The 13053-nt window shown below is 58.7% G+C and carries 13 protein-coding genes; 1 reads left to right on the forward strand and 12 read right to left on the reverse strand.

Features of this window, described 5'->3' with window-relative positions; all coding sequences use genetic code 11:
- Positions 1 to 348: 348 nt before the first annotated feature.
- The 12 genes from Q1M07_RS15090 to Q1M07_RS15145 form a co-directional block, all read right to left on the reverse strand.
- Positions 349 to 978, reverse strand: coding sequence for a glycine zipper domain-containing protein (locus tag Q1M07_RS15090; protein ID WP_300454764.1), 630 nt, complete (start codon positions 976 to 978; stop codon positions 349 to 351).
- A 77-nt stretch (positions 979 to 1055) separates the two neighbouring features.
- A complete protein-coding gene (locus Q1M07_RS15095) occupies positions 1056 to 4052 on the reverse strand; it encodes a caspase family protein (RefSeq protein ID WP_300454766.1) in 2997 nt (998 codons plus the stop codon).
- Positions 4052 to 4648: an OmpA family protein gene (locus Q1M07_RS15100; RefSeq protein ID WP_300454768.1), complete on the reverse strand. Its 597-nt coding sequence runs from the start codon at positions 4646 to 4648 to the stop codon at positions 4052 to 4054. The genes Q1M07_RS15095 and Q1M07_RS15100 overlap by 1 nt, the downstream gene beginning before the upstream one ends.
- A gap of 3 nt (positions 4649 to 4651) precedes the next feature.
- A complete protein-coding gene (locus Q1M07_RS15105; RefSeq protein WP_300454770.1) occupies positions 4652 to 5194 on the reverse strand; it encodes a FecR domain-containing protein in 543 nt (180 codons plus the stop codon).
- Positions 5195 to 5465: 271 nt separating this feature from the next.
- On the reverse strand, positions 5466 to 5795 hold the full coding sequence (locus Q1M07_RS15110) for a hypothetical protein (protein ID WP_300454772.1): 330 nt from the start codon (positions 5793 to 5795) through the stop codon (positions 5466 to 5468).
- A gap of 6 nt (positions 5796 to 5801) precedes the next feature.
- Positions 5802 to 6407: an OmpA family protein gene (locus tag Q1M07_RS15115; RefSeq protein ID WP_300454774.1), complete on the reverse strand. Its 606-nt coding sequence runs from the start codon at positions 6405 to 6407 to the stop codon at positions 5802 to 5804.
- A gap of 8 nt (positions 6408 to 6415) precedes the next feature.
- Positions 6416 to 6721, reverse strand: a complete 306-nt coding sequence (locus Q1M07_RS15120) for a hypothetical protein (protein WP_300454776.1) — start codon at positions 6719 to 6721, stop codon at positions 6416 to 6418.
- Positions 6708 to 7019, reverse strand: a complete 312-nt coding sequence (locus Q1M07_RS15125; protein WP_300454778.1) for a hypothetical protein — start codon at positions 7017 to 7019, stop codon at positions 6708 to 6710. The genes Q1M07_RS15120 and Q1M07_RS15125 overlap by 14 nt, the downstream gene beginning before the upstream one ends.
- Positions 7016 to 7966 carry a hypothetical protein gene (locus Q1M07_RS15130; protein ID WP_300454780.1) on the reverse strand — a complete coding sequence of 317 codons (951 nt, stop codon included), beginning with the start codon at positions 7964 to 7966 and terminating at the stop codon, positions 7016 to 7018. The genes Q1M07_RS15125 and Q1M07_RS15130 overlap by 4 nt, the downstream gene beginning before the upstream one ends.
- Entirely contained in the window at positions 7967 to 8290 is a 324-nt protein-coding gene (locus tag Q1M07_RS15135; RefSeq protein WP_300454782.1) for a hypothetical protein, read from the reverse strand. It lies immediately after the preceding gene.
- Positions 8291 to 8332: 42 nt separating this feature from the next.
- On the reverse strand, positions 8333 to 8842 hold the full coding sequence (locus Q1M07_RS15140) for a hypothetical protein (RefSeq protein WP_300454784.1): 510 nt from the start codon (positions 8840 to 8842) through the stop codon (positions 8333 to 8335).
- A gap of 5 nt (positions 8843 to 8847) precedes the next feature.
- Positions 8848 to 10257 (reverse strand): DUF4384 domain-containing protein, encoded by a 1410-nt coding sequence (locus Q1M07_RS15145; RefSeq protein ID WP_300454786.1) that lies wholly within the window; start codon positions 10255 to 10257, stop codon positions 8848 to 8850.
- Between the two features lie 1627 nt (positions 10258 to 11884).
- On the opposite strand from Q1M07_RS15145, the gene Q1M07_RS15150 reads away from it, so the two are divergent.
- A complete protein-coding gene (locus tag Q1M07_RS15150; protein WP_300454788.1) occupies positions 11885 to 12619 on the forward strand; it encodes a hypothetical protein in 735 nt (244 codons plus the stop codon).
- The last annotated feature ends 434 nt before the right edge of the window (positions 12620 to 13053 follow it).

Below are 13053 nucleotides of genomic sequence, written 5' to 3' on the forward strand. Positions count from 1 at the left end.
GCTCCGCTTTCCTACGACGGCATGACCCGAACAGGTTCGAAGGGATTGACTCAGCCATCGCCAGATAGCGGCGCGGCACCCCCGAAGTGCCCCCTCAAGTTACTGGAAATTCAGGCTATTAGCAATAGAGTTAGAGGTACGGACGGCGAACGAAGGGGGCACTGGCCTGCCACACTACACGCGCTCCACAACCGGCCCCGCCTCTAGCCAAATTGCGTAGCATCCTCGCGCCAACAAAAAAGCAGTGTCGACGATCCGGCAGGCAAGTCGATTCGACGTTGTCCGCGGGGCCACCCGGACAGTGTAGCCCCGGAGCAGTGCATGGTTACTGACTTCGCGTGACTCAGCTCAGTTGGCCATGGCCAGGAGAAAGCCGTCTTCGAGTACGGATACCTTGTACGAGTTTTCCTTGTACGTCTGGTTGTTGGCAACGAGAGTGGTCTTGACTGTGTACTTCTTGCCTTTCGCCGACGCCGGCAACTTGAACTTGGAGTTGGTCTGATAACGTCCGGCACCGTCGACCGCTGCCACACGCTCGCTTTTCTCTTCGATCAACTTGTTGTTCTCATCGTAAATGGCGTATTGCTGGGTCACTTCCGGCGCTTTGTCGCCGTAACCGATGAGGTCGGTGTTCGATGTCACCTGCACTTCGCGCTGTCCATCCTTATCGACGGTACCAGGTTTCACCACGGTATCAAACTTGGCCGGCTTGACTTCGTCTTTCGGGATCACTTGGCCTTTCTTCTTCTTGTATTCCGCATTCACCTCGTTGGCACTTGATACCTTTTTCGATTCGAAATACCAGCCAATCATAAAACCGACTGCCGCGCCAGCCGCCGCGCCAACCAGACAGCCCTTCCCGCCGCTCACCACTGAGCCGACGGCACAACCGGCAGCGGCGCCAATGAGCGCTCCGGTCGCCCGGTCGTCCAGCCGAGTTGTGCCATCCGGATTCGTAACGCAAGCCGAAAGAAGCATTACGCTCGCCATCGCTGCTGCGCAAGCGCGCAAGCTGAAGCAACTCGTGGTCATCCTAATTCCCCCTTTTAATAAAACTATTGCCCTTTGACGGCGATCGGATCGTCGATACCAACCGTGAAAATTACCGGCCGCTGCTCCCTCTTGGTCAATTCCATGACGCGGTCAGTAACATAACTCTGCAGAGTCGACGGGCGAATAAGGCCATCCTTCCGGAAATCTGCCCCGCCGCGAATACCCTCGATGATCGCTTTGGTAAAAGCACCGTTGCCCCATGCCGGGTCTTCCTGCGAGAGTTCCTTGCCCGTCGAGGACGCGAAAACGATCACGCCCCGCTCTTCGTTGATCTCGTTGAGCGCCTTGGTCAGATCGGGATTGGTGGATTGGCCCGGCCGAGCGTTAATACCGGAGTGGCAGGTGTCGATAAAAAATGCCGACCGACCTTTCAACCCCAGCAGAGTCCTGGCAATCTCCTCGCCCGGCACCCACCGCTTTGGTGCGTTTTTCTGTTTCCACGCCTCAAACTCGGATCCGCTCTTGAAGTCCGCGCGTGAGGGTAAGACTTCCGGATCGCCAGGAATAAAATAATACGCCGACCCTACTCGATCACCGTGACCGGCCATAAAAACGACGCCTGCATCCCTTTCGCCGACTGTTTCACGCAGCCAGCGCAGCCCTTCGAGGATCTTCTCACGACTGGCCTGTTCGTTGATCAACAAGCGCGGTACGGCCGTACCGTATAGCTGGCCAGCCTGGCGAACCATATGATGGTTGAAGTCGCGCGCGTCCTTCTCTGCCAGTTCGAGTCGCCACTCCTCCGGGTACTTGCTGACACCGATGATCAACAAATAAAGAGTGTCAAAACGAGTCTCTGGAAGCTTGGTGGGTGCCGCGCTGCGCCGGACATTGATGACCGCTGGTTCGGACTTGCCATACTTGTTGGCGGCGAAAATCCTGATCTGGCTGTCGACTGGTGGTACGGCCACCTGCACTTCCTGCGCTTCCCCGCGCGTACTCCGCAGGGCGCGGCTGTCAAGCGAACGAACGAGTTTATCGTTAACCCTTACCTTGACTTCGCCGACCGGTGCGTCGGGTGGGCTACGGAGGACGAAACGCACCGGCAAGGTGGTCGCCGAGCTTTCGATTTGGCTGTCGGTTTGCAGGTCGATCACGGGTGGCAAGGTGCTCGTAATCGGGGTCTTTTCGAACGCCATCGAAGCTTGCGGTAGCACGGGCGGTGAGGCCTTTAGCGGCGTAGTAGCCGATGGTGGCTGCTGCGGGACCGCTTTTTCGCTTGCCGCCAGAGCCGCCAGAGCCGCCTGAGCCTGACGAATCGCCTCACCTTCGTCGCCTGTTTGCAGGATGCTCTGTATGATCTCCGGGCGATAGAAGCGGTCGCGGAAGCGGCCCACTGAAAAGAAATCCGACGCTTGGTTCAGGCCGCGGTTCAAGTGCCAGCCGACCAGGTCCTCGCCGTCGAGTGAGGTATCGTAATAACCGGAAGCGGACCAGATGATCCAGCGCCTGCCGTCGACATGGACGAACAACGACAGTTGCTCCACACCGTCCTGCAGGCGGTACCAGCGTATGGTACCGTCACCGAGCGCCGCTAGAGCCCACCGGCCATCACCGCTGATGTTCGTCGCCCATACCGCGCCCGGCGTTCTGCGTTCCCATATCTGATTGCCGTCGCCATCGAAAGCGCGCAGGTACCACTCTGTGCCTAGAACGAAACGTTGTTTGTCTGGTGATAGCGCGACGCTCCTCGATACCTCGCCAGGGCGAAGCTGAAGTTGCCGCGAGCCCAATTTCGGAGTGGTCGAGTTCTTCCAGTTGCTCGGTCCCCCCCCCCAGCCAGGCTGGCGTGGCGGATCGACTCTTGCTTCCGTGCCCGGGCGCCGAATGTCCCCTTTGGTGAGATCGAAGAGAAGAGTGTCGCCTGCAGGAGCCGTCGGAAAGGACACCTGTTGTGCGTCCGCCGAAACCCGCAACCGGTCACCCGCGTCGCGGAAGTCCGCCGTCTGCGGTCTGGCGAAAAGGCGACGATTTCCGGAGCCGTCGAAGCTCGCCCACGACGGCTCGGCCGTGCCAACCACGACGCCGTCGCGCTGGGACGCCAGCGTCGTGACGATGTTGCTGAAGCCCGCAAGTTCTCGCCCCGGGCCGCGACCGGCGTCGGCAAACGCGAGTACCACGAAGCGATCGTTGGCCCGGGCAGTCCCGGCACCGATCAGCAATCGTCCGTCACCGGTCCACGCCACCCGGCCGAGATTTCCCTCGGCGCTCGATGGCGTCGAGTAGCGCGTGCCCAGCGTAGCCGCGTCCAGTACGTCGATATGTCCGGCGTCCTGGTATCCGACGGCAATCATGCTGCCGTCCGGAGAAAAAGCAACCGAGTACGGTCGCGCCGGCATCTGTTTTCTCGCTGTCCGCAGCAGGCCCTTTCGATCGACTCGGTACAGACGCACGCTGCCATCCAGACTGCAGGTCACCAATCTGCCGTCGGACGAAAAGTCAGCGCCATAGATGGCTTCGTTGTACTCCGGATCGCCACCCACTAATGCCAGGTTGCGTTGGAAAACTCGCAAGCCGGACTGGCGCAGGCCGAGCGCAACGAACTGGCTGTCCTTCGACCATGCCAGTTGTGTCAGAGGCGCTTCGAGGCCGGACAGCGTGCTCTTCGCCGGTAGGCGTCCCGACGCCCGATCGAACATATAGAGTGAGTGGGTTCTGCCGTCGAAGGCTGAATTGCCGCCAAGTGCAATCTGCTTGCCATCCGGTGACAGCGCTGCGGCATAAATTGCGCCGAGACCCTCGGATCCAACTGGTGGGCGAAGTACCGCAAGCAGCTTGCCGCTGCCGGTTTCCCACAGGCGAGCAGTCTTGTCCTCCGATGCCGTGACGATCCAACGCCCCTGAGCGTCGGTACTGACGCGTGTAATCAGCGACTGATGCCCGCCGGTTTCGATGCGCAGGATCGGTTCGACCGACAACTGTGCTCGAGAATTACCCGAAATGCCGAGGCAGAACCCCAGGAGGAAAAGCAACAGCGCTTGCAGGCTTCCTCTCCGCATCACCGAACGAGGATCTCGATCCGGCGATTACGAGGCTCGGGCGTTTCGTCCGGTGTGTTGACCAGTGGCTCGCGTTCCCCACGCCCCGCCGTCTGGATCGACTCGTCGGCAATACCTTGTTGCAACAATTTCTTCCGGAAAGACTCGGCTCGACGAAGCGCTAGTCGATCATTGTCGGCTATCGTGCCGACGCGATCAGTGTGACCGACGACAACAATGTCGGGTACCGGACGGCCCTTGATCTCAGCCAAGATTGCCACCAGCTCACTCTTCGACGCGGCGGTCAACTCGTCACTGCCTTCCAGAAAATAAAGTGTGAACCTGGCCAACGGCGGCGGTGAAGCCTCCATCGCTTCGGCGTAGCGCTTCTTTACCTCCTGCTCGTTGGTGGTTCCTTGTTCGAAGCTTCCGCCAATGGTTGACCTGGCAGTCTGATACGGTTGCTCCAGCTTGAGTGGCTTACCGCCCTCCGAAGGCTTGATATCCAGGGTGCCCACCGATCCTCCGGCGCGATCGGGTAGCAGCACGAAACTGTCCCGGTGTGCGCACGCCGTGGCTGTCAAAGACAATACAAGTGTGATCAATAGCCTGTTCATGGCTTACTCCCCAACGCTGACGACGTAGTTCTTGGCGGTGCCCGTAAGTTCCGCCTTCGGTGTCATCATGCGCATGGCCTCGGGAGCCTGTTTGGCGATGTTGCCAGCCTGCACGGAAACGGTTCCCCGTTTGATATAGGCATCGAAGGCGCCCATATAGGTCGTCGAATCATAAGCGTAACGCTGCAGCACGACCTCCGCGTCAGGGCCCAGCGAAAGCGTCGAGTTATCATTGAACATGACGCCAACCGATCCGTTGCCGCCGGTCTGGATAATGTCCTTTTCCTTCAGACGCGCGCCGACGACCCCTGGGTAACGCTGCCCGTCGCGCTCGATGTTGACGATGCCGCGCGATACTTTGATCTGAGCACCCCAAACAGTCGCGCCTTGCGCACTTGGCTCGGCCGCACAGATCGTCGCGGCGCACATCGGGACAAGCCAAAAGGCCACGCTCGTGCGGGAGATAAGAGTCCTTTTGTGTGTTCTCGTTCGGGACATCACAGGCTTCCACAAAGAAGTTTCTCGGAACGTCGACGACCAGCGCATTCAGCCGTTCTCCTGCCCACCTCTCCTACTTGCAGCGGTGCCGCCTCCAGCAGACCGGTCCGCCGCCCGCTATGCTATTTGTACAGCGTCGCCAACAGGAGCGCGTGGCACCAGCCCGATCACGCTCAATGCCCGGTAGGTGGGAAGCTCCAATCTTAGCCTTTCCGGCGCCTTTTGTGTGGTTTCCGAGGGAAATGCATTTTGTTTCCCTCGGTGATAAAAAAACCACCGCTGGCGGATGGCCGCCAGCGGTGGTTTCAGGAGCGCTTCCTTATTTTCCGCCGATGACGCCGGCTTCGTTGGCCGCGGTGTTGCCCTTGCCTATTGCGACGGCGGCCGCGTTCTTCTGCTCGGCTTTGATCTTGGTGTTGCCTTGAACCTTGGTGTCGCCCTTGATCGCACCGGCTGTGTTCCTGGCCGTGTTGTCCTTGCCGATCGCCACCGCCGCGACGTTTTCTTGTTTGGCGTCGATCTCGGTCTTGCCCTTGACTTCAGTCTTCTGGGCGAAAGCCGGCGAGGCAGCAAAGGCAACGGCGACAATGAGGGTCGCAATGGTACGCATAAGGCTTTTCCTTGTTTGGAATGGTTGGTGCAGTGACACCTGCCGTTAGCCGGCAACAACCTTGAACACCACACGGCGATTTCTCGGGTCACGAGGGTCGACGTCCCGCAGCGGATCGGTCGAACCCTTGCCGATAGGCACCAGGCGTCTACGTTCAACCGATCCCTTGTCCGAGATAAAACGGACTACGGCGTTGGCGCGGTCACGTGACAACGACATGTTTCGATCCGCGTTGCCTTCCGCATCGGTATGTCCTTCGACGATAATGCAGCGATCCGGTGTCAGCGAGAGAATTTTCGCTATTTCGACCAGCGTATTGCCCGACGCCGGGGAAATGACTGCACTGCCCGGGCGGAACTGAATCGGAAACTGGACGGCTGTTGCCCGGACGTCCGGCGGCAGAGCGGCGCAATCCATCGCGCCGCCAGCCGCCGCGGGGCTGCTGGTCGAAGCCTGCTGAGGATCGCCATCGAAAACGATAGCGCGCGTCCGTTTCTTCTTCGGAGCTTCCGACGGCTCGGTCATCGCTCGCTTCAATTCCTCGAGGCTCGACGCTTCATCGTCGGCGGCCAACGCCGGTAGCACGGTCGCCCCGTTCATCAGGGTCAGTAGAGCAGCCGCTAGGGCCGCGCGATACAGGTTCGTTTTCATCGACTCTCTCACTTGCACACGTTGATAACTTCTTTGGTCGTTACGACGATATCTTTCGGAGCTCGCTGCCCGGGTTGCACCGTACCGACGTTCACGTCGCACGTCCCCGCCCGCTTGCTTCCGATATTCACTACTCGCTTCTGTAGTGCGGGATCGTTGGGATTGCCACCTTTCTGCCAAGCCTTGGCCATGGCATTGTTTACTTTGGTCTGCGAGGCCGCATTGAGGTTCTGCACGGCGAACGCGGCGCCTGTGGACGCACAGAGAGCCACGGCGACCAGATATTGCGCCAGTGAAAGTTTATTTGCATTCATCGCTGACAATCGCTCCTATGTTGGTACATGCCTTTTTGTTGCGTCCCCCGACGATCGTTGTAACGTTCGACGTCGATATATTGATTCGTGTATTTCCTTTCTTGTCACCTTGCACAACGCCGACCCGGTTCTTGGCGACGACATTGCTGCCGACGGCGACGGCAGTGGTGTTGTTCGAAGAGGCATTGATCTCCGTGTTCCCCTGTATGCGTGTCGTCTTCTGTGCCAGGCTGCCCAGCGGAACTCCGATGCCGACGAGGAGAACGATCCAAGGGCTGATCGACGAGAAATGGTTCATGGCAACTCTCCTGCCTTGACACGGAGTGGAAGCCGCACCGGCGGCTGGCCGCGCGCAAAGGAGTCACGCAGACCGGCCAGTACGTTTTCCGTGACCCCCAACCGGGCTGCTGAAAACGCTCCGGCATCTGGAGTAAACATCAGATAGGCTTGCACTTCGTTGATCACTAGATCCTCATTGTCCACCGAGTACCGCATGCCGGCCAGGAATTTCTTGAAGGAATCCCTTTGCGCCGCAGTCAATCCGTTCGTCCAGAAGGCACGACAGTACTTGTTATAGGCCGCGTTGGTGTGAAATTCCGCATGGGCAAGTTCATGCAGCAAAATAGCGTAACGCGCCTGGCTGGTCACCGCCGGTTCGCCCCCGCGGCGTTCCTGGACCTGCGGTATCGAAAGGATCATCGCCTGCGGCCTCTGCACTTGGTAGAATCCGCGCCACTCCTTGATCAAGCCCTGCTCGAGAAGAAAGTCACGCAGCGCGTACTCCTCAGGGAACAACTCGACCTTGTCGCGATCTGCAAGGTTGAAGAACTGCACGAGGTCAGCTATCCGCAAGTCATGACCCGCGGCGAAATTGGCGAACGTCCGATGAGCGTTCCCAATATACTTCGCCAGTTCCAGCGAGGTTAGCACCCGCGGGTAGGGCTCGCTGTACTGCTGCTCAGTTAGTTGAGTTACCCGGTTGAAAGTCCGGCCAAGTTGCTCAAGTCCCGGCACATCGAGAATCATCACTTCGCTGTTTGGTGTGTAGCGCCAAACCACCGGGACATCGGTTTTCGAGTAGAAGATCGTCTTCAGGTCACCGTCCTTGACTTGGAAAGCGTGCGCACATGCGCTTCCCAATAGGCCGGCGGCCAACCCAAGCAACAGCAACATCCGACCGACGAAACGCGGCACGCCCACGATACTCTCCACCATTGTCAAAACAGCCGTCCGCCAGTTTCCCATTCAAGGCTTCTCCGTGACGGTCACACCCTCACCCTTCTTTCCCCATCGGATGGAATAGACCTTTTTAGTCTTCTTCGAAACGTACTCAGTAACCCCTCGGGCTATCTTGACGCCGTCGATACTCAGGGTGTCGTTGATGATTACGACGCCTTCGACATCGGCATCCGGAGCGATCACGCCCTTTTCGTTGGCAACTGTATTCCCCGATGCCGAAACCGACGATCCGGGGCCGGTCTTCACGCTAATGCCGGACAGATCGATCGACACTTGCGCACCGGCCATAGCTGTACACAGCGACAATGGCAAAGCTACGAAATACCTCATTGCTCAGTCTCCTGGAAGCGGGTTTGCGACAAGTCACCTTGTCTAGTCGCTGCGTTGCCGGTAGGCGTTGGCCCGTGTTGCGTTTCTTGCTGCTGACTGCTCGGCTGGCGTGCCGTAAACCGGCCTTGGATTGGGTGGAACTGGAGCCGGCACGATGACCACCGGCTGCGCCGGGGCGTCGTCGCCAAGAAAGACGCGGTTTTCGTTGGCCCGTCTCCTGTTGTAGGCCGCCCCATTGCCCGCCGGAGACCCAGTGGCTGACCAGTCATTCACGCTGCCCCAACCGTTGTTATTTCCATCAATAATGACGATGTTTGGACTGGCCGAGTCGTCGTCACCCCTCCGCCGTTCGACGTTCGCTCTTTGTCTTGCGTCGCGAGCGCCCTGCCCCGCAACGCTGGCTCCCGGCGCCGCCCCGCCACCGCCGCCGACGATGATCTCGCCTAGGGCCGTCTGGCTCACGGCGAAGAACAGGCAGCCAGAGACGACAGCGCCAAACAGTCCGAACCGTCGAATAAACCGCGTCGAACAGTAGCGTAGCGGGGTGGGCATCTTGTTCACTGCGGAGTAACGGTGATGTCGACCATGCTGACCACAGCGCTCGGATTATTCTGCTTGTACTGACCAATGACGTCATCGACCGATTTGACTGGTAGCGGGGACAGGTCACGTGCACCCCGTAGCGCACTGGGAATGACCAACTCCCGGTCGGAACCAATGCATGCTACGCGCTCCGGCCCGGGCCTGTCGAATCTGATCCTGAAACCACCCGAAGGAATCTTGACCCCGGCCCCGGCAGGAACCGACGAGTCGGAGCGAAACTGATTCGGGAATATCCGCGCCGTGGTACTCGAAACGTCCTGATAGTAACAATACGCCGTTCCCTGCGTATTCATCGAGAGCGTCAGGTTGAGAAACTCGCCTACTCTGTACGCCGGCCGGCCTCCTCTGTCCGTATCGAGCTTCATCCGGAAAACCGGATTCGGCGCATTCGTCGGCCCAGCCGCTGGCGTCGCCACGACCTGCGTGGCAGCTGGCGGCCGGCTTGCCCCGCTAACGCCGGGAACATAACTCGTCTTGGATCCGGCGGCCGGAAGTGCCGCTATCTGATTTTGGAGGTTGTCGAGTAGGCTCGCATACAGATCAAAGTTCACCACACCATCGGCGATCAGGCCGGCCGCTGCCTGATACTCCGAAATCGAATTCTTGAGCGCAGCACTGGTCACACCGTTCAACGGCCCGTCGAAACGCCCCATCCCAGCCAGCTTGCGCTGAACGAACAACACCCGATCGTTTTCCTTGGCATTGTCGAACCACTCCCTCGCCTGTTCACGGATCAAGGGATTCGTCAGGTCCGTATCGAGGCATTTCCAGTACGGCACCTGAGTGAACTTGCCCAGGGTTTCGATAAGACCCAACTCGACAAGCGTTCTTGTCGCCGCTCCAACGCCTTCGCTACGGCTGATGTCTACGTTGAAACTCAGACCCAGTTTGCCGATCTTTCCGCCACCCTCACCGGCGACCCCTCCCTTGAGCAGTACCAAAGTGTTGGAGGTGCTCGTAATGGGAATGATCTTGCGCGTAGCGGCATCGCCAATGCTCAAATCCATGCTGATCAGATCGTAGGCATCATCCTTCGAAACCCCGAGGTCAAGGAATGGCAGTGAAAAGCCGATACCCTTGTTCTTGCGGACGCTGTTGTCGTCCATCTGCGTGATCGAGCCGCGAATGTAGTAATCGGGCATCAGTCGGCTTTGATCCCCTCGTGCGGCAAAAAGCGCACCGAGGTCATCGGCCCCAGAGTGAAAATCAATGAAATCAAAAGCGTTGCTCTTGACGGTCATCTTCGAGACAGCAGTGATCAGCATTTCCTTGGTGCCGGTCTTGACTTTGCCGGTCTCGTCGGGGATGCCAGTCGAAGTGATCGCAATGCCCTGCTTGCCGTAGGCGTACAGCAACTCGTCCATACACCGCAGCGCTTGGGTGAAGTTGGTGATCGTCTTGATGGCCGGTGTCTTCGGAGCAGCGGCCGACTGAACCTCGGCGCCAATGTCGTTACACCAACCCGGGAAAGGGAGCAGCGACAAAGCGATCAACGACACACTAAATTTTTTCATTATGACCCTTCGAACCAAGTGAGTCCCAAGTTCCCTGCCTCGCAAACCGAAGCACCCCGACCGGAATCGCCGTAATAGCCCGCCGCGTTCACCCACTTACAAGTTCCGATAACGACCGACTACGCGGCCGGTTGACTTGTTCCCTCGGCAACGCTTGCGTCCGACCTCACGGTAGCACAACGGCTTCCCGCTTAATCGAGCGCCACCGGACCGGTCTCCCGAGTCGCCTTGTTGCCACCTTTCCGGCCGTCGCCAACGCGGAAATGGCGACGACCCGCAAATCTTAAACCCTATTGCCGGCTACCTTGTGAACTTTGTCGCAGTCAACGGCATGAGGTCCTGGCGGTCACGACAACGATGGTGTTTGCGTCCTCTGCAGGGCCTCCGCATTCGGGGTGATCGCGTCGTGAGGAGCGGTATGCGTGTCCGGATATCAATCAAGAGAGATCCCGTGGGGCACGGTCTTGCGCCCCGCGTCGCCTTTTTCACCAAAGCTGGCGGCGAGCACCCGGAGGGGCCGAATCTCCACGCTTCAACCGCCTCGCGCCGCAGCCGCCGGCTGTTCGGCGGCCACCACACAATAGCGGATGCGGCAGGCAGCGCCGCTCGAAGTTCGATCCCCTTTCTCCGTCTCTGCGCTGGGAATCGACATGAGACGTCTGCCGGATCAACGATGCCGCGCGGGCGGGCCGAAACGATTTGTCCGACGACTTGACCGTGCCCACTCGTGAGTCAGGCGGGCGGTAGCCGGTGACCCCTCGAATTGATACCGGTCGATGACTTCGGCCCCGTCCTTCGGGCCCGTCCTTGCTCCTGCCGGGGTGGTTTCCGCAGCCGTTCGTTGGGGCAAGGCTACCACTATCCTCGTGTCAGGATTTCCCGGGCGGCCTTGCTTTGCCGCGCACCGTCGCTAAAAAACTGAAGGACCGGGATATTGAATGGCAGGTGGCCATAACGCGTGGCAAATTCAAAGGCGCACCGGAAGTCAGCGGGTGGGGCAGTCGTTGCGCCAGCTGGTATCGATGAAACCTAATTCCAATTCATCAGGCCCTGCGCTGCTGCAGCGCGATTCGCGTCGTCGGGTTTGTCGGAAAGTTGTTAATCGCTGGATCCTACACAAGCCTGGTCGTAACTCCTTGCCTACGCTACACTCCCACCCAGCCATCACTTCTGCTCCTTCGGCCGATTAACGACTTGACAAAGTCATCTTGCCAAGCCGAAGCGGTGGCTGATAGGCTACGCGATCTGTAGCACTTTACGGACTTGGTACGGACTTGGCCCCGCAATCCGTACGAATGCTACGGGCCGTATCAACCTCTCTTGGCAGAGGTCGGGAACTTGGCGCATGCCTCGCCGTGAAGAACATTGGAAAGTCGTGCGCAGGAAAATCGTATGCACGGTTTGATGAGGGAGGTTAGCCAATAGCCTAGTCCTTAATCTCCCCAGCTTTACTTGGTGGCTCTATCCCCTGTTAGTTGTGAAACCCTTTGCTGGAGGATCGATTGCCCGCATTTCTTTGACCATTGTTGTCGCGTTCGTGCTCACCGCCTGCGCAAGCAAACCCCCGGTGAGCATACCTAAGCCTATTATCACCTCAATTGCGATTGTTCCCGCGACGACGCCAAGCGTATATTACGTTGATAACCGTAACGGTGCAATCGGAATATTGATACCTCCGGTTGTCAGTCTCGCCTATGTCATGGAAAACAGGACGAAGACAAGGACGCTCACGGAGAAGCTCGTCTCGATGAAGTTCGCGCCGGGACAAGAGTTCACTGATGCCATGACCGCCTCGCTGCGCAAGCTCGGCTATACCGTACACGTGTTGGATGATCTGTCCAGGATGGCCGATGATCCCGACAATATCGATTACGAAGAAGTAACCTATTCCGCTGATGCGCTATTGCACCTTTATTTTTCCCAAGTCGGCCTCTACTCCCCGCCGTGGACAATCGATTATCTTCCCCGTGTGAATGCGACAGCGATCATGTTTGTCAAAGGACTCCCGGATGCTCTGTATTATGAAACGCTTTACTATGGCGCCGATGCCAGGGAGGGTAAGAAATGGGCTATCGTCTCGGACGAAGCATTCACCTACTCTGACTTTGAGGTGGTGTTAAAAAACCTCGATTCGGTACGAGCCGGATTTTCCGCAGGTGTGACAGAGATTGCCACGCGTATGTCGGAGCAAATTCACGGCGCGATCAAATAGGCGGTCGGTGCGGCCGCGAGGGGATAATCGGGGACGAACCACGGCTATGCGCCAGCGTCCGCAATTCTCGTACGCATTTGACGTTGATACCCACTCGTCCTCGCCTGATGCTCGTCTTCCCGAGGTTTTGGGTCGCCTCGGAGGTGACGAAATACGGACGATCAGACAGTCGGCAAGGGTGGCTATCGGACCGGAGCATAAAGAAGACCTCCGTCGGCGCTGATGAGGCGAAGGGCTGAGATTTCCGGAAAGTTCCTTCGACTCATGGCCAACGGCTGAGTCGACTTGTGTTCGAAATGCGCACACGCCGAGGCATCGAGAGCGGCGCAGTCCGCCGAAGCGGAATGTGACGGCGGCTTCCGCGCGGCCGGTCGGTCACCGCTTCGGGTGACCTGAATGATCTGGTCACCTTGTCGATCGTGCCCAGGGACAAG

Source organism: Accumulibacter sp., assembly GCF_029255285.1.
Classification (GTDB): Bacteria; Pseudomonadota; Gammaproteobacteria; order Burkholderiales; family Rhodocyclaceae; genus Accumulibacter.

Excerpts from the sequence above, each read along its gene's own strand:
- Q1M07_RS15090 (WP_300454764.1), bottom strand. The coding sequence starts at position 978 with ATGCTTCTTTCGGCTTGCGTTACGAATCCGGATGGCACAACTCGGCTG.
- Q1M07_RS15095 (WP_300454766.1), bottom strand. The coding sequence starts at position 4,052 with ATGCGGAGAGGAAGCCTGCAAGCGCTGTTGCTTTTCCTCCTGGGGTTC.
- Q1M07_RS15100 (WP_300454768.1), bottom strand. The coding sequence starts at position 4,648 with ATGAACAGGCTATTGATCACACTTGTATTGTCTTTGACAGCCACGGCG.
- Q1M07_RS15105 (WP_300454770.1), bottom strand. The coding sequence starts at position 5,194 with ATGCGCTGGTCGTCGACGTTCCGAGAAACTTCTTTGTGGAAGCCTGTG.
- Q1M07_RS15115 (WP_300454774.1), bottom strand. The coding sequence starts at position 6,407 with ATGAAAACGAACCTGTATCGCGCGGCCCTAGCGGCTGCTCTACTGACC.
- Q1M07_RS15120 (WP_300454776.1), bottom strand. The coding sequence starts at position 6,721 with ATGAATGCAAATAAACTTTCACTGGCGCAATATCTGGTCGCCGTGGCT.
- Q1M07_RS15125 (WP_300454778.1), bottom strand. The coding sequence starts at position 7,019 with ATGAACCATTTCTCGTCGATCAGCCCTTGGATCGTTCTCCTCGTCGGC.
- Q1M07_RS15130 (WP_300454780.1), bottom strand. The coding sequence starts at position 7,966 with ATGGGAAACTGGCGGACGGCTGTTTTGACAATGGTGGAGAGTATCGTG.
- Q1M07_RS15135 (WP_300454782.1), bottom strand. The coding sequence starts at position 8,290 with ATGAGGTATTTCGTAGCTTTGCCATTGTCGCTGTGTACAGCTATGGCC.
- Q1M07_RS15140 (WP_300454784.1), bottom strand. The coding sequence starts at position 8,842 with ATGCCCACCCCGCTACGCTACTGTTCGACGCGGTTTATTCGACGGTTC.
- Q1M07_RS15145 (WP_300454786.1), bottom strand. The coding sequence starts at position 10,257 with ATGGACGAGTTGCTGTACGCCTACGGCAAGCAGGGCATTGCGATCACT.